Here is a 17,446-nt window from a genome sequence, read left to right as displayed (position 1 = left end):
TCTACTACTCTTATTCTACGGTTTCGCTGTTACATGATTTATTTTATGTTTATCACTATAGTTGGTGAAAGCGGATTTGTCAATAGGCAAAATCGAAAAATATCTCTTTTCGCCGGATGGGATGTCTGATAGAATAGACAGATACGAAAGGAAACTTTATTCGGAAAGAGGGATGGAAAATGAATTACAGACTGGATATACAGTATGACGGAACGCGCTATGAGGGCTGGCAGAGGCAGAAGACAACGGGCAATACCATTCAGGGGAAAATCGAAGAAGTCCTGTCCAGGATGCTGGATGCACCTGTTCAGATCGACGGCGCGGGAAGAACAGATGCAGGCGTACACGCAAAAGGCCAGGTGGCTAATGTGCATATGGATACAGAGAAAAACTGTGAGGAGATCTGCGCATACCTGAACCGCTATCTTCCGGAGGATATTGAAATTTATAAAGTCACCCAGGTGCAGGAGCGCTTCCACAGCCGCCTTCTGGCAAAGAAAAAAGTCTATCAGTACAGAATAGCAACAGGCCATCACAAAAATGTATTTGAGAGAAAATACCAGTGCCCCCTGCATGAGGAATTTGATGTGGATGCCATAAAAGCAGCGGCAGAGCTGCTGACAGGCACCCATGATTTTAAAAGCTTCTGCTCCAATAAGAAAATGAAAAAGTCCACAGTACGGACTATATACAGTATACGAGTGGAATCTTTGCCGAATGAACTGAGGATCACATACACCGGAGACGGATTTCTCTACAACATGGTGCGGATCCTTACAGGTACCCTGATCGAGGCAGGAAGAGGAACCAGAAAGCCGGAGGAAATGAAAGGGATTTTGTCAGCCTGTGACAGAGGTGCGGCCGGATTTACAGCGCCCGCCCAGGGGCTGACGCTTCTTGAGGTAGAGTATTGATGGTCACAAGGCGGCTGCCGGTATATTTTGGAAGAGGGAAAGTAAGGAAAACAAAGAGATTTTAGATTGCAAAAGACGAGTAAGGCATGTAAAATAAAATGTATGGCAATATTGTTTCGTCCCCGGTTTTATACGGGGTAACAGAGGGGGCCGGTTATGTATGGAAAAGTATTGAGGATAATCTACAGAATAGAGAATAACAGCATCATCTCCTCCGTCCGGAAGGGGTTTACGCTTCTGATCCCCGCCCTGCTGGTGGGGGCTTTTGCCCTGCTTTTCAGAAGTTTTCCGGTGCCTGTGTTTCAGACGTTTATTGAGAAATGGGCAGGGGGTGTCCTGCATCAGATACTGAGTTTTCTCTTTGATGCCACCGTTGGTTTTATGTCCATTTACCTTGTGATGAGTATCAGTTATTATTATGCAGCGACCATGAAAGACAGGGACCAGTTCCTTCAGGTCATGGCAATGGTGGTCTCTGCCATCTGCTTTGCCGTGTCCTTTGGCGCTGCCAGCGGCTCCATGGAATTAAGCGATCTGGGGCCGGTTGGAGTTTTTACGGCCATGTTTGCCGCCATTGCGGCGACCAGGATCTTTTATTTTTTCTGTGAAAAGCTGTCCCCGGCATTCCGGTTTCGTTCTGCCGGGTCAGATGTGGATTACCGCAATTCCCTTTCCGCTATTTATCCGCTTTTGTTCTGCACACTCCTTTTTGTGGCGCTGAATCTGCTGATCAAAACAGTGTTTAAGGCGGATAATCTGAATGACCTGATCACAAATTTTATTGTAAATCTGTTTCACAATGTAAATGACGGTCTGGGGGCGGGTGTACTTTATGTGCTGGTGCTGGACCTGCTGTGGGCCTTTGGGATTCACGGTGGCAATGCCCTGGAACAGGTATCCCAGACATATCTGGTGCCAAATGATACGGTCTCAGGAGCTGTCATATCAAAATCTTTTTTGGACAATTTCGCGCTGATGGGCGGATGTGGTACTTCCATCTGCCTTGTGATAGCGCTGCTGTTGTTTGCCGGAAGCAGGGATAACCGGCAGCTTGCCCGTTCCGCAGCCCCGGCAGTCTTTTTTAACATCAATGAAATTCTCGTGTACGGACTCCCGATCGTATTGAATCCGATCATGGTCATTCCGTTTATATTGACACCCCTGTGTTCCCTGCTGATCGCTTACGGGGCTGCAGTGAGCGGTTTCCTGCCTCTTTTGGGAGAGACTGTGACCTGGACCACACCGGTATTCTTCAGCGGATATCTGTCCTCCGGTTCCTGGCGGGGTGCGGCGGTGCAGGCGGTGATCGTGTTTGTCGGAACAGCCATCTATACGCCTTTTGTAAAAGTCTCCGAACAGGTGCGGAAGCTTCAGGCAGAAATGCTGCAGCAAGAGTTAACGGAGTATCTGAAGGAGCATCAGGAAGCCGGTGCGGCTGTAAGCCTTCTGGAACGCCGGGACAGTATGGGAATCCTGGCAAGAAATATGGCATCCCAGCTCCGCATTGATGTGGAGGAGAAGAATCTGACCATGGGATACCAGCCCCAGTATGACTGCCGAAACAGGATGGCAGGGGCAGAAGCGCTTCTGCGCTGGCGCTATATGGATGAGGCGGTTTACCCTCCTCTGGCTGTGGCGCTTGCACAGGAGGACGGTTTTTTTGACCGGCTGACGGAGTGTGTCATAGAGACTTCCATGAAGGCGTGCAGCAGACTTCTGAATCTTGGCGAACCTGTCACCATTTCAGCCAATATAACGGCAGAACAGCTTAACTCACCGCGGTTTGTGGAGAAGGTCATACGAATGGCAGAGACATACGGCGTGGCGGGACATTACTGTCTGGAGATCACAGAGGAATCTGCTGTGGACAAAATGGAGGAGATTCCCTATCACATCAGCAGGCTGAAGGCAGCAGGTATCCTGGCTGCTGTGGATGACTTCAGCATGGGCCGGACCAGCCTGAAATACCTGCAGCACAACAGTTTTTATGCCATCAAGCTGGACGGCGGTCTGGTCAGAGGCATAGTGGAGAACAAAAGAAATCAGGAAATCGTATCTTCCATCATCTCTCTCGGCAGGAACCTGGATTTTGTGGTGATGGCCGAATATGTGGAGACAGAGGAGATCCGCAGCCTTTTGGAAAGCATGGGGTGCTGTCTGTACCAGGGATATCTGTACAGCCCGGCAGTTCCTCTTGTCAGGCTGGAAGAACTGCTGCTGGAAAAGAAAGGATAAACAGTAATATGACAACAGAAGAAAAGCAGAAGAAAATGGAGACAGAAATTCAGCACGATATAGAAAAAATGTACCCAAAGAATCCGGAACATCTATACTGCCGGATGGGTCTGGAGTTTCATTCCTGCAGTGCGGCCGAGCGTTCCCTGACTCTGCGCTATCCGGTGCAGGAATGGGAGCTGAACCACATGTCCACCATGCACGGAGGGCTCATAGCTGCGGCTGTGGATACCACCAGCGGTGCGCTTACACGTAATTTGACCGGATGTGCAGTGACACCCACCATCAATCTGAATATCAATTATCTGCTTCCCGGAACCAGGGAAGACGCACTTCTGGTGACGGCAAAAGCAGACAGGATCGGAAAACATCTGGCCAATATACATACAGAATGCCGCTCTGAGAAGACAGGAAAACTTCTGGCATCAGCCATGGTAAATTTTATGCTCCAGAGAGACTGATAAAAAGCCATCACGGATATCCGTAAGAGGAGATTCGGGGTGGCTTTTTTGCGGAAAAAATAAGGATTTACAAAGAAATACAAAAAAATTTGTGATACCTCAAAAATTTTTAGAAAAACACTTGCTATTACTTCACGGTGATGATAAACTAGAGTTAATGAATATGGGAAATGCAGAATACTTATCAAGTATGGAATGCGCAAGGAGGTAAAACTATGTTAATGATTGGGAACGGAAGACTTGTGACAAGAGATGACCAGGCGCCTTTTTTTGAACACGGGGCAGTAGTTCTGGACGGCAATGTGGTGAAAAAGGCAGGGGAAGAAGCTGAGCTTAAAAAGGAATTTCCCGATGCTGAATATGTGGATGCAAAGGGCGGTGTGATCATGCCGGCATTTATCAATGCCCATGAGCATATTTACAGCGCGTTTGCCAGGGGCCTGTCCATTGACGGTTATGATCCCCACGGTTTTCTGGATATCCTGGACGGCATGTGGTGGACCATTGACCGCCATCTGACCTTGGAGGGGACAAAATACAGTGCTTATGCCACATATCTGGACAGTATTAAAAATGGTGTGACCACCGTATTTGACCATCATGCCAGTTTCTGTCGGATACCTGACAGTCTGTTTACCATCAGTGAGGCGGCAAAAGACCTGGGAATCCGCACCTGCCTCTGCTATGAGATCTCAGACAGGGACGGGATGGAAAAGGCCCGTGAATCCGTACTGGAAAATGAGAGGTTTGCACGCTATGCTCTGGCAGATGACAGCGATATGATCGCAGGCATGATGGGTATGCACGCATCCTTCACCATCTCCAATGAGACTATGGAGATGGCAGCAGCTCATAAGCCGGACGGGGTCGGTTATCACATCCATGTGGCAGAGGGAATCGAGGACCTGCATCACTGCCTGAAACACTACGGAAAGAGAATCGTGGACCGTCTGATGGACTGCGGCATTCTGGGAGAGAAGACACTTCTCGGGCACTGCATTTATATCAATGAGCATGAGATGGATCTCTTAAAAGAGACGGACACCATGGTCGTACATAACCCGGAATCCAACATGGGAAATGCCTGCGGATGCCCGCCAACCATGAAGATCGTGGAGAAGGGAATCCTGACCGGCCTTGGCACAGACGGCTATACCCATGATATGCTGGAGTCCTATAAGGTGGCAAATGTCCTTCACAAACATCACCTCTGCGACCCCAACGCAGCATGGGGAGAGGTTCCCAAAATGCTCTTTGAAGGCAATGCGCAAATCGCGGGACGCTATTTTAAGAAAGACCTGGGCGTGCTGAAAGAGGGCGCAGCAGCAGATGTGATCGTTATGGATTACGATCCGCTCACCCCTATGCACGCAGGAAATATCAACAGCCATGTACTGTTCGGCATGAGCGGAAGACAGGTAAATACCACAGTCTGCAACGGAAAGATCCTTATGAAAGACAGGGAAGTCTTAGTGGCGGATGAAGCGGAAGTAATGGCAAAATGCAGGGAAGAAGCGAAGAAATTAGCAGATTCTATTAATGGAAGATAAGGGATTTATGGGAGGTTTTTATTATGGGCGATAAGATGACATGTATGCCGTTTTCCCAGATCATGGATTGGGTTCTGGAAGAGAAAAAGGCGGGTAAAACAGTATTCGGAACACATAAAAAGTACGTGGCAGGAGAGGAAAAAGCGGAGATTTTCGGCAGGAATCTGGAGACTCCCATCGGTCCGGCAGCCGGCCCCCACACGCAGCTTGCGCAGAATATCATTGCAGCGTATTATACGGGAAGCCGTTTCTTTGAGCTGAAGACTGTGCAGATCATGGACGGGGCAGAGCTTTCCGCCTGTGTGAACAAACCCTGTATTCTGGCTGAGGATGAAGGCTATAACTGCGAATGGTCCACAGAGCTCACCGTACCGGATGCCATGAGCGAGTATATTAAGGCCTGGTTTGCCCTGCATGTAATGGCAAAAGAGTTCGGCCTGGGTGCCCAGGACGGGTTCCAGTTCAACATCAGTGTGGGCTATGACCTGGCAGGCATCAAATCCGAAAAGATCAACCATTTCATTGATACCATGATGCATGCAGGACAGGATGCCACATTTGCGGAGTGCAGGAACTGGCTGCTGGAAAACATAGAAAAATTTGAACATTACACGAAAGAGGACGTGGAGTCCATACCGGAGGATATCTGCAATTCCGCCACCATTTCCACCCTTCACGGATGTCCGCCTCATGAGATCGAGAGCATAGCCAACTATCTGCTCACGGAAAAACATATCAATACCTTTGTAAAATGTAATCCAACCCTTCTGGGATACGAATTTGCCAGAAAGACTATGGATGAGATGGGATATGACTATATGATGTTCGGGGACTTCCACTTTAAGGATGACCTGCAGTACGCGGATGCTGTGCCCATGTTCACAAGGCTTATGAAGCTGTCCGAAGATCTGGGACTGTCCTTTGGCGTGAAGATAACCAACACCTTCCCGGTGGATGTGACAAGAGAGGAGCTGCCAAGCGAGGAGATGTATATGTCCGGCAAGGCACTGTTCCCCCTGTCTATTTCCCTGGCTGCAAAGCTTGCGAAGGAATTTGACGGACGTCTGCGGATCGCTTATTCCGGCGGCGCGGATTACTACAATATATCCAGAATCGTAGGAGCCGGCATCTGGCCTGTGACAGTGGCTACCACCCTCTTAAAACCGGGCGGATACAACCGCAGTGCGCAGATGGCAAAACTGCTGGCAGAAGAAGGCCTGAAGCCGTTTGCGGGAATTGATGTGGAGGCAGTCACAAAGCTTGCCGAGGATGCAAAACGTGATGTGCACCATGTAAAACCCATTAAGCCCCTTCCAAACCGCAAGGTAAAAGACAGTGTTCCCCTTATGGACTGCTTTATGGCACCCTGCGAGGCGGGATGTCCCATCCATCAGGATGTGAGCAATTATATGGAACTGGCTTCTGCAGGTAAGTATGAGGAGGCTCTGGAGGTGATCCTCGACAAGAATCCGCTTCCTTTCATCACAGGAACTATCTGTGCCCACAACTGCATGAGCAAATGTACCAGGAACTTCTATGAGGATCCGGTTCATATCAGAAATGTGAAGTTGGAGGCAGCCGAAAAAGCATACGATGCAGTGATGGAGAAGCTGGCTGTGCCCGGGAAGACAGACGGCAGAAAAGCGGCAGTCATCGGCGGCGGCCCCTCCGGTATGGCGGCAGCGTATTTCCTGGCAAGAGGCGGCGCGGATGTGACCATATTTGAAAAAGAAAAGGCTCTGGGCGGCGTGGTTGCACACGTGATTCCTGATTTCAGGATTACAAAAGAGGCCATAGAAAAAGACGCTGCCATCATCCGCAAAATGGGTGTAAAGGTGGAGTTTGGAAAAGAGATAACTTCTGTCAAAGAGTTGAAAGACCAGGGCTTTGACGCTGTATTTTTCGCGGCAGGAGCAGGAAAACCCGGACTATTAGAACTGGAGAACAAAACACCGTTGGATGCCGCTGAATTCCTGAAAGAATTCAAGGCAAAAGACGGCAATGTGGACCTTGGAAAGCATGTGGTGGTCATCGGCGGAGGCAACACAGCCATGGACACAGCCAGAGCCGCAAAGCGCACCAAAGGCGTGGAGCATGTATATCTGGTATACAGAAGAACAAGACGCTATATGCCTGCAGACGCGGAGGAACTGACACTTGTGCAGGAGGAAGGCATTGAATTTCGTGAACTGCTGTCCCCTGTATCCGTGGAGGATGGAAAACTGCTGTGCAGGAAGATGAAGCTTGGCGCTATGGACGCTTCCGGAAGGGCCTCTGTGGAGGAGACCGGTGAGACGGAAACAGTACCTGCGGATACCGTCATAGCAGCCGTAGGAGAGCGTGTGGACACGGAGCTCTATCAGGCAAACGGACTTCCTCTTGACAACAGGGGAAAGGTTGTGGCTGACAGCAGGACACTGGAAGCCTCAAGCGGTGTCTACGTGATCGGCGACGGACTTGGCGGTCCTGCAACCGTAGTGGAGGGAATCCGGGATGCCCAGAAGGCAGCAGCGGCATTTCTTCAAAAAGCAGTTGTCTCTGAGCTTAAAAAGGACGGCTGTGAGGAATCCTGTTACAGCAAAAAGGGTATACTGGACAGTGAGAGGGAACCGGCAGAAGAAAGCGGCAGATGCCTGAACTGCGCGGCAGTCTGCGAAAACTGTACAGATGTATGTCCAAACAGGGCCAATGTGGCGGTGAAAGTGCCGGGAATGGCTATGCGCCAGATCGTCCATGTGGATTACATGTGTAACGAGTGCGGCAACTGTAAGACATTCTGTCCGTACGCAAGCGCTCCGTATAAGGATAAATTTACCCTGTTTGCCAATGAAGCGGATATGCAAGACAGTGAGAATAATGGTTTTACAGTTCTGGACAGGGAAGAGAAACGTGTAAAAGTACGCCTCTTCGGCGGACCGGTGGAAATCCTTCTGGATGATGAGAATCCCGCGGTTCCGGCTGGGCTTAGAAAAATCATGGATGCAGTCATAACCGATTACGGGTACATGATTCCGTAATACGGAAAATAAAGGTCCGGTTTCAGGCCGGTGCTGCGGTTTAGGCCGGGCACCGGCCTGAAAACACCTTGCGGGACAGTGACGTGTGAACAGTATCCCAACACTTGCCTTTCTAAATTTTTTAATAGAAAGCCTTTGAAAAATGCCATTTTTATGGTAGTATATTTCTTAGACAAAAAATTACCATAAATGATAGATGATGGAGGAACTGTAAGTGGAAAAGGAAACAGCAAAAGAAACCGTTTCTAAAAACTTTATTGAACAGATTATTGACAAGGATCTGGAGGAAGGAAAATACGAGGAGATCTGTACCCGTTTCCCGCCGGAACCCAACGGTTATCTGCATATCGGCCATGCAAAATCAATCCTGCTCAACTATGGCCTGGCACAGAAATACCATGGAAAGTTCAACATGCGTTTTGACGATACCAACCCCACAAAAGAAAAGGTGGAGTTTGTGGAATCCATCAAGGCGGATATCAAATGGCTGGGCGCAGACTGGGAGGACCGTCTGTATTTTGCCTCCGATTATTTTGAACAGATGTATGAGGCAGCGGTAAAGCTGATCAAAAAAGGAAAAGCGTTTGTCTGTGATCTGACTGCAGAGCAGATCCGTGAATACCGCGGAACCCTCACAGAGCCGGGAAAGGAAAGCCCATACAGAGACAGAAGTGTGGAGGAGAACCTGGACCTGTTTGAGCGCATGAAAAACGGGGAGTTTGAGGACGGAAGCAAAGTGCTCCGGGCTAAGATTGATATGGCTTCCCCGAACATCAATATGAGAGACCCGGTCATCTACCGTGTGGCCCACATGACACATCACAATACAGGCGACAAATGGTGCATTTATCCCATGTATGACTTTGCTCATCCCATTGAGGATGCCATTGAGGGCGTGACACATTCCATCTGTACCCTGGAATTTGAGGACCACCGCCCCCTGTATGACTGGGTGGTAAGGGAGCTTGAATATCCCCATCCGCCGAAACAGATTGAATTTGCAAAGCTGTACCTGACCAATGTGGTGACAGGCAAGCGTTATATTAAAAAACTGGTTGAGGACGGCATTGTGGACGGATGGGATGACCCCCGTCTGGTGTCCATTGCGGCGTTGAGAAGACGCGGATTTACCCCGGAATCCATCAAAATGTTTGTGGATCTCTGCGGAGTGTCAAAGGCAAACAGCTCTGTAGATTACGCGATGCTGGAGTACTGCATCCGCGAGGATTTGAAGATGAAAAAGCCCCGTATGATGGCAGTGTTGGACCCGCTGAAGCTGGTCATTGACAATTATCCGGAAGACCAGATCGAGTATCTGGATGTTGCCAACAACATGGAAAATCCTGAGCTTGGCAGCAGAAAAGTGCCTTTCGGAAGAGAACTGTATATTGAGCGTGAGGACTTCATGGAAGTGCCGCCGAAGAAATACAAACGTCTCTATCCGGACAATGAAGTGCGCCTGATGAACGCTTATTTTGTAAAATGCACCGGTTTTGAAAAAGACGAGAACGGCAATATCACAGTGGTACACTGTACCTATGACCCTGAGTCTAAGGGCGGAAATTCCCCGGACGGAAGAAAAGTTAAGGGAACCATTCACTGGGTAGCGCAGAAAACTGCAGTGAATGTGGAGTGCCGTCTCTATGAGAACATTGTGGATGAGGAGAAAGGTGTGTACAACAAAGAGGACGGAAGCCTGAATCTGAACCCCAATTCCCTGGTTGTGCTGAAAGACTGCTATGTGGAACCGGCACTTGCCCAGGCGGAGGCATATGACAGCTTCCAGTTTGTGAGAAACGGTTTCTTCTGCGCAGACTGCCACGATTCCAAACCGGGAGAACCGGTATTTAACAGGATCGTGTCTTTGAAGAGCTCCTTTAAATTATAGAAATTATGTCCGTCATATTTTCTATGGGCCATGAGTGTGAGAGAAAAGAATGAACGATTTGATCATTTCACTGGATACAAAGGCTGATGCGCCTTTGTACGAACAGATATGTGAATATTTTAAACAGGAAATCCAGGAAGGACGGCTGGCCGCAGGTGTGCGGCTGCCGTCCTCCCGTGCACTTGCGGGAAATTTGGCAGTGAGTAGGAGTACAGTGGATCTGGCCTATGATCAGCTTGTGTCGGAAGGATATATTGAAGCGGTTCCGTGCAAGGGGTATTATGTATGCGACATTGAAGGGCTTTATTACGGCACTGGCAGAAGACAGGAGCAGACGGACGCGGGAAGCGGTGCATCACAGGAAGGTGCGTTAGAAGGCAGACTGCACGAAACGAAAAGGCAGGCGGACCGGGAATCTTTCAAAGACAGGGATGGGTTTGTATATGATTTTGCTCTGAACGGAATCGCCCCCGGCAGCTTTCCTCACAATGCCTGGCGCAGATTGTCACGGCAGGTACTGACAGATGCGCAGGATTCACTCTTTGCGCTGGGCGATCCCTGCGGGGAACTGTCCCTTCGGGAAGCCATCGCAGAGTATCTTTACCGGGCGAGAGGTGTCCACTGCGAACCGGAGCAGATCCTTGTGGGGGCGGGGAACGATTATCTGCTGATGCTTCTGTGCACGATCCTTGGACGTGACAGAAGGATCGCCATGGAAAATCCTACATACAGAAGTGCCTGGCATGATTTTGGGCATATGGGATTTGAACGGTGTGTCGTAAATCAGGATGAACAGGGAATTGATGTGAAAGATCTGGAGCAAACCGGGGCGGACATGGTATATGTCATGCCCTCCCATCAGTTCCCCATGGGCACGGTCATGCCCCTGAAACGCCGCCTCTCTCTGCTCAAATGGGCAGGGAGGGGGGAGCGCTATATCATAGAGGATGACTATGACAGTGAGTTCCGTTATAAGGGAAAACCCATACCTGCTTTACAGGGATTTGACAAGGAGGAGCGTGTCATTTATCTTGGAACCTTCTCAAAATCCATAGCTCCCTCCATCCGAATCAGTTATATGGTACTTCCAAAAAAGCTTATGAGGCGGTATCTGAGCGGAGAAAATCCTTTCTCTGTCACCGTATCCAGGGCGGACCAGAAAATACTGGAGCGTTTTCTCAGAGAAGGCCATTATGAGCGGCATTTGAACAGAATGCGCAGCCTTTACAAAGGAAAACATGACCTGCTTCTGCGCTGGCTGAAGGACAGCATGGGAAATGTGTGCACGTATTTCGGCGAACACGCTGGCGTACATCTTCTGGTACAGTTAAAAAACGGCTTGTCTGAACAGGAGGCCGTGGAAAAAGCGGCCCGTTTGGGTGTCAGGGTCTACGGCCTGTCTGAATTTCTGGTCAGCGGGCAGACGCCGCCCATGCAGTCCACTGTCCTTCTGGGGTATGCCACCATGCCGGAGGAAGACCTGGAGGAGGGGATAAAAAGGCTTACAGCCGCCTGGAGCGGCACGGAAATTTGAATAGGGCAGTCATTCGGCGGGCAGCAGCCGGATGGCTGCCCTATTTTTGCCGGTGAACTTAACAGATAAATAATTCGTATATCTGTGTCCATGCAGATACATAAAGCTTCTTGTCTGACATTGCATAATAATGTCAGTTATGGTAAGATTATGATATTGACCAACATGAACAGGGTTGTTTTCGCCGAATCTGAGATGATTTCTTTTAGGAGAAAAATATGAAAAAAGACAAAGGGCTTTACGAGTTGATTTATGAGTATTATGAATCCCGTATTCTGTTCGGATATTATAAATACGGAGATTCCCTATCATCGGTTTCCGTGATTTGTTCTACATTTCAGGTGGGGCGGAATACAGTCCGGGCGGCGCTTGCCAAGCTGGAGGAAAAAGGTTATATCGTAACCGAGGAGCGCAGGGCCGCAGAGGTGGTATACAGAGGAACGAGTGAGGAGTTTGAAAAAAATGCCGCGGATTATTTTGTGCCCCGCAGGGATGGAATCCGGGATATTGCCCGGGCGGGAAAGATTTTATTTCTGCCTCTTTGGGAGGCCGGTCTGCGCAGACTGGACAGGAAAGCGGCAGAGGAGGAAAACAGCAGACATAACGCTGTCGTGTCCGGCGCCATACCCATACCGGTAAAGCTCTGTATTGATACCCTTCGTGTTTTTGACAATGCCCTCATGCTGAATCTTTACTGGCAGTGTCTGCGCTATGTGAATTTTCTTTACCCGCAGAACCGGTCAAATCCCAGAAACTGTGCGGAGGAAATATTAGCGGAACAAACAGCAGGCAGTCAGGATTCCCAATCCGGGTACCGGTATGTCAATGCTGAAGAAGAAGTACTGGATTTTATTGAACGTGCGCGTGAAAAGTATCATCTGGAAAATATCGGTCAGATTCCGTTTCATTGGGATATCTACCGCCAGCGCCCTCAGGTGAGGTATACGCTGGCTTCTGTTATTATCCGTGAGATTTTTTCCGGGCGTTATTCCATGGGCAGTTATCTGCCTTCACAGCCTAAGATGGCAGAACTGTATCATGTGTCACTGAGCACAGTGCGCCGCACATTGGTTTTGCTGGAATCCCTGGGAGTGACAAAGTCACATATGGGGATCGGCACAGAGGTATGCCTTGGAAATACGGATTTTAACTGGAATGCAGCGGAGATCCGGGAAAGTCTGCGTCTGCATGGCGAGAGCCTTCAGATCCTGGCCCTGACGGTCAGGGGTATCTTGCTGTTTACCCTGGAGTCATCGCCGCAGCAAAGAGGTGAAGAATTTCTGCGGGAACTGGGTAAGGTCAGGGGGACAAAGAGCAGCATTCTCTGTATGGATGTGTTACTGAGCTTTATCATCCGGGAGTGCCCGTCACCCATGATCCGGGAATGCTGCAGAAAATTAAGGGAACTGATCACATGGGGATATATTCTGTCTGCAGTGATGATGAAATCAGGTCAGCTTCCCCCAAGTCCTGAGGCAGTGCTGGAACTGTCGGAAAAATATCTGCGCGCCGGCCGTCTGTATGACTTTGCAGATGCATGGCAGATTTTTATAGAAAGCAGAATGGAATTTTTCAACGCACATTTTGGAATTCCGGCCTGCCATAATTTGAGGTGAGGGTATGAAGAAATATAAGAAACGGTCTGTTGCGATCCTGATCAGTGTCATCCTTCTGCTTGCGTTTACTGTTGTCTTTATGCTCTCCTTTCTGGACCGTATCAATGCCAAGATGAACCAGGGATCCAATGAGACGCTGATGAATTCCACACGTATGATCCAAAGCAGTATCAACAGTGAATTGGACAATGATGAGCAGCAGGTCATATCCAATGCCAATCTGTTTGCTTTAAGCGGTGGGGATGCGGCGTCTTTTGAGACACTTGCCAACTACGCGGAGTCTTCGGATTTCTACCGGTTTTATTATGTGGGGCTGGATGGAACCGGTATTGACAGCAGCGCGGAACCGGTGGATACTGCGTCTTTTCCCTTTGAGGAAACAGCGCTGTCCCGGGGAAAATCCGGGTATTCGGATGCCTACGTGGGGAGCAGCGGACGGCCTCAGATCACCTTCCAGGCCCCTGTCTGTGCGGGTGGCAGACAGGTGGGAGCTCTTTACGCTGACAAGACACTTTCCAAATACAATGACCCTGCCCTTTTTACTTTCAGCGGGGGATCCGGGTACGCTTATGTGGTGGATGGCGACAGCGGTTCCTGGGTGATTGAAAGCACAGGTTCAAAGACAGATGACATCTACGGTTTTCTGGCGCAGCACAACAACGGGGAAAAGATGCTGAGTACCCTGCAGGACCTTATGAGGAAGAAAGAGGCGGGAACCATCAGCCTGGAATTTCAGGGGGAGAGCGGCATTTTATGCTTTCTGCCCATGAGGGATTCTTATAACTGGTATCTCATTTCCATCCTGCCCAAACGCGTTCTGCAGCAAGAGTCATCTGAGATCATCAAGATGGTGGCCGTCACATTTACAGAGCTGGCAGTGGCGCTGATCCTGATCACAGGACTGCTGCTCAGCCGCGAATCCATGAAGGGGCGTGAACAGGGAAGGATTTACCGGGAACGGCTTTTCCAGAACATTTCTTCCAACATAGATTTTGCTTTCCTTGTCTACAACCCTGCGGACAGAAGCGTGGAAATGGTTTCCGACAATGTCAGGATGCTGTTTGATGTGGAACCGGGGCAGGTCATGTCCAGGCCGGAAATCCTCTTTGACCACTGTGGGATGCCGGGGGATGACAGGGACCGCATTTCCTTCTTTAACGGCAGTCTGGTGAAGAAGATGCGAAAGGAGTATAAGACAGGCACAGACAATGAACTGCAGCGCTGGACAGAGGTGCATCTTCTTCCCGCGGATAACGGGCAGTACCTGGCTGTCCTGCATGATACCACAGGCGAGCACCATATGCGGGATGACCTTGCGGATGCCCTGCGGCAGGCACAGGAGAACAACCGGGCCAGAAACGCCTTTTTTTCCTCCATGTCACATGATATCCGTACGCCAATGAACGGCATCATCGGCATGACAGCCATTGCGCGGGCCAATCTGAATAACCCGGATAAGGTTAAGGACAGCCTGGAAAAAATATCCACGGCATCTGATCATCTGCTTGCCCTCATCAATGAGGTGCTGGATATGTCGCGTATCGAGAGCGGTAAATTCAGCCTGAAAAAGGAGCCTGTGAACCTGCCGGAGCTGATCTCCAATGTTCTGCTCCTCATTAAGCCGGAAATGACAAAAAAAGGCCACACCATGCATGTAAAATCGTCTGTCCTGGACTATGATACCGTGATCGGGGATGCTTTGCATATTCAGAAGATCCTTCTGAACCTCTTATCAAACGCTGTGAAATACACGCCGCAGGGCGGAGAGATCACGATCCGGCTCCAGGAAAAAAAGCGGGATGACCGGATGATCGATATTGTATTCCAGGTGGAAGACAACGGCATCGGAATGGAACCTGACTTTGTAAAACGTATCTTCAATCCTTTTGAGCGGGCAGAGGATAACCGTCTGAGCAAGGTGACAGGCACCGGCCTGGGAATGGCCATCACAAAAAACATTGTGGATGTGATGAGCGGTACGATCCATGTGGAAAGTACGCTCGGTGCAGGGTCAAAGTTTACGGTGGTTCTGCCCATGGTGCTTATGGAACCTGACAAACAGGAGACCGGCGTGCTGGCGGGACATACAGTGCTTGTGGTGGATGACAGCCCGGATACCTGCGAGGGCATTCAGCTCATGCTTGAGGAAGCCGGGGTGCATGTGGATTGGGCACTGAGCGGCGGGGAGGCTGTAAAAGCCGCCAACAGGGCCCGCCGGATGGGCCGGGATTACTTTGCGGTGATTTTGGACTGGAAGATGCCGGAGATGGACGGGGTGGAGACTGCCCGCCGTATCCGGGCGGATCTCGGCAGTGATATCCCGATCATTCTGTTGTCTGCCTACAATTGGGAGGAAGTGGAGCAGGAAGCCCTGGAAGCGGGAATCAATGGATTTTTGACAAAGCCTGTTTTCCGCTCTGAACTGGTGCAGAAGCTGCGTTATTATATCATGGGGTCTTCCGCAAAAGTACAGGAGATCATGGACAGTGAAACCCGCGGACGGTTTGAAGGCCTGCATGTTCTGATGGCTGAGGATAATGAACTGAACCGGGAAATTGTGGAGGAACTGCTGCGGGACAGCGGTATTTTGGTGGACAGCGTGGAGGACGGTCTGCAGGCTGTCAGGAAAGTGGAGCAGACCGGGCCGGGATATTATGATATGATCTTTATGGATATCCATATGCCTGTGATGGACGGCTTTACAGCCACGGGAGAGATCCGGGCGCTCCAGAAGAACAGTGCGGAACATATTCCCATTATAGCCATGACTGCCGATGCCTTTGAGGAGGATGTTTTAAAATGTAAAAATGCCGGAATGGATGCCCATATATCCAAACCGATCGATATAGCAAGGCTTTTTGAAGTCATCCGGATATATGCGGATAAGGAAAGCGGGGATGGAAAAAATGAAGAGAAGATATAGAAGGTTAACGGCAGCGGCACTTGCATGTATGCTTTTATGCAGCGGCTGTTCCGGAGAGAAGGAAGAGCCGGAAGTATACATTGATAAAAATGAGCCGGATGTTGTGATCACCCTCTTTACCCAGGGGGAAAACATATCAGAGATTATAAATAAGTGCTGTTCTGATGTGATCAATCCAAAAACAAAGGGCAATATTATCCTGTACAGTGATTTCGCGGATTTCTATGCAGAGGAAGGGCTTTCTTACCGGGAACTTCTGCTGAAGCGCATGGAAAGCGGACAGGCGGATGACCTGTATATCATACCGGCGGAGGATGTGCTGGAGTTTGACCAGAAAGGTTTTATCTATGATTTATCCGGTCTTGACTGTATCAGCAGCCTTTCTGAGGATGCCCTCCGGCAGAGTACATATAAGGGGAAGGTGTTTTCTGTCCCTCTGTCCTATACCGGTTTTGGCCTGATCTGGAATGTGGATATGCTCCATCAGTATCAGCTGGAGATTCCGGAGACACTGGACGAGTTCTGGAACGTCTGTGATGTATTAAAGCAGAACGGCATCCTTCCCTACGGGGCCAATAAGGATTTTGGACTGAGTGTTCCTGCCATGTGTGCGGGACTGGGGCCGCTGTATCAGAATCCTGAGAGTGAGGCGCTTACTGCCGCTCTTGCAAAGGGGGAAACGCCTGTCAGTACCTATATGCGGGACGGCTTTGCTTTTCTGCAGACCATGATCGACAGGGAATATCTGGATGTGGAACGCTCCTTGGAGACACTGCCGGGCAGTGACGAGGAGGCCGCCTTTTTCGCTGAGGGAAAATGCGCGTTTATCAGTTCTCTCTGCCGCGCGGCAGCGTTTGCCAGGGACTACCCGTTTGCAGCCGAGATGACCGCGCTGCCGGTGCTGAAGGAAGGTCCCGTCTGTGTTGTGGGTGCGGACCAGAGGCTGGCTGTCAATCCCAATACAGAGCATCTTGGCGAGGCGCTTGCCATCCTGGAAAACCTGTGTACCACAGATACGCTCAATGCATTTGCAGGGGAGCTGGGGAAGGTATCCTCAGCACGCGGAAATGAGGCCACCACGCTGCCCCAGGCTGAGAAGTTTGTATCCTGTCTGGCATCCGGAGGCCAGATTCCCAATCAGGATTTCACGCTCCCGTTTAATACCTGGAATACCATCAAGGAACTCTGCGTAGAGCTCTGTGAGGGGGCGGACGTAGAGACCGTGTGCAGGGAGTATGATGAGAGACAGAAAGAGGAAATTGCGCTGTACGGCGATAAAGATATATGAGATTGACTTGACAATCAATT

At 49.9% G+C, this 17,446-nt stretch carries 10 protein-coding genes; all 10 read left to right on the top strand.

What is annotated here, in order from left to right; all coding sequences use genetic code 11:
• Nucleotides 1–179: 179 nt before the first annotated feature.
• The 10 genes from truA (at nt 180) to WMO65_RS14405 (ending at nt 17,426) form a co-directional block, all read left to right on the top strand.
• Entirely contained in the window at nt 180–914 is a 735-nt protein-coding gene (gene truA / locus WMO65_RS14450) for a tRNA pseudouridine(38-40) synthase TruA (protein ID WP_033139764.1), read from the top strand.
• 156 nt (nt 915–1,070) lie between these two features.
• Nucleotides 1,071–3,149 carry a PTS sugar transporter subunit IIC/EAL domain-containing protein gene (locus WMO65_RS14445; RefSeq protein WP_148393462.1) on the top strand — a complete coding sequence of 693 codons (2,079 nt, stop codon included), beginning with the start codon at nt 1,071–1,073 and terminating at the stop codon, nt 3,147–3,149.
• 8 nt (nt 3,150–3,157) lie between these two features.
• A complete protein-coding gene (locus WMO65_RS14440; protein WP_033139762.1) occupies nt 3,158–3,610 on the top strand; it encodes a PaaI family thioesterase in 453 nt (150 codons plus the stop codon).
• A 215-nt stretch (nt 3,611–3,825) separates the two neighbouring features.
• Nucleotides 3,826–5,160: a putative aminohydrolase SsnA gene (gene ssnA / locus WMO65_RS14435; RefSeq protein ID WP_033139761.1), complete on the top strand. Its 1,335-nt coding sequence runs from the start codon at nt 3,826–3,828 to the stop codon at nt 5,158–5,160.
• A gap of 23 nt (nt 5,161–5,183) precedes the next feature.
• Nucleotides 5,184–8,177 (top strand): putative selenate reductase subunit YgfK, encoded by a 2,994-nt coding sequence (gene ygfK / locus WMO65_RS14430; protein WP_148393461.1) that lies wholly within the window; start codon nt 5,184–5,186, stop codon nt 8,175–8,177.
• Between the two features lie 214 nt (nt 8,178–8,391).
• Nucleotides 8,392–10,065 carry a glutamine--tRNA ligase/YqeY domain fusion protein gene (locus tag WMO65_RS14425; RefSeq protein WP_033139759.1) on the top strand — a complete coding sequence of 558 codons (1,674 nt, stop codon included), beginning with the start codon at nt 8,392–8,394 and terminating at the stop codon, nt 10,063–10,065.
• 49 nt (nt 10,066–10,114) lie between these two features.
• On the top strand, nt 10,115–11,599 hold the full coding sequence (pdxR, locus tag WMO65_RS14420) for a MocR-like pyridoxine biosynthesis transcription factor PdxR (RefSeq protein WP_033139758.1): 1,485 nt from the start codon (nt 10,115–10,117) through the stop codon (nt 11,597–11,599).
• A 218-nt stretch (nt 11,600–11,817) separates the two neighbouring features.
• On the top strand, nt 11,818–13,215 hold the full coding sequence (locus WMO65_RS14415; protein ID WP_103732304.1) for a GntR family transcriptional regulator: 1,398 nt from the start codon (nt 11,818–11,820) through the stop codon (nt 13,213–13,215).
• A gap of 4 nt (nt 13,216–13,219) precedes the next feature.
• Entirely contained in the window at nt 13,220–16,138 is a 2,919-nt protein-coding gene (locus tag WMO65_RS14410; protein WP_148393460.1) for a hybrid sensor histidine kinase/response regulator, read from the top strand.
• Nucleotides 16,122–17,426, top strand: coding sequence for an ABC transporter substrate-binding protein (locus tag WMO65_RS14405; protein WP_225305340.1), 1,305 nt, complete (start codon nt 16,122–16,124; stop codon nt 17,424–17,426). The genes WMO65_RS14410 and WMO65_RS14405 overlap by 17 nt, the downstream gene beginning before the upstream one ends.
• Nucleotides 17,427–17,446: the final 20 nt, after the last annotated feature.

It is taken from the genome of Blautia caccae (assembly GCF_040095955.1).
Lineage (GTDB): Bacteria > Bacillota > Clostridia > Lachnospirales > Lachnospiraceae > Blautia > Blautia celeris.
Note: the sequence above shows the minus strand (reverse complement) of the source record. Positions and strands in the feature narration are given on the sequence as shown.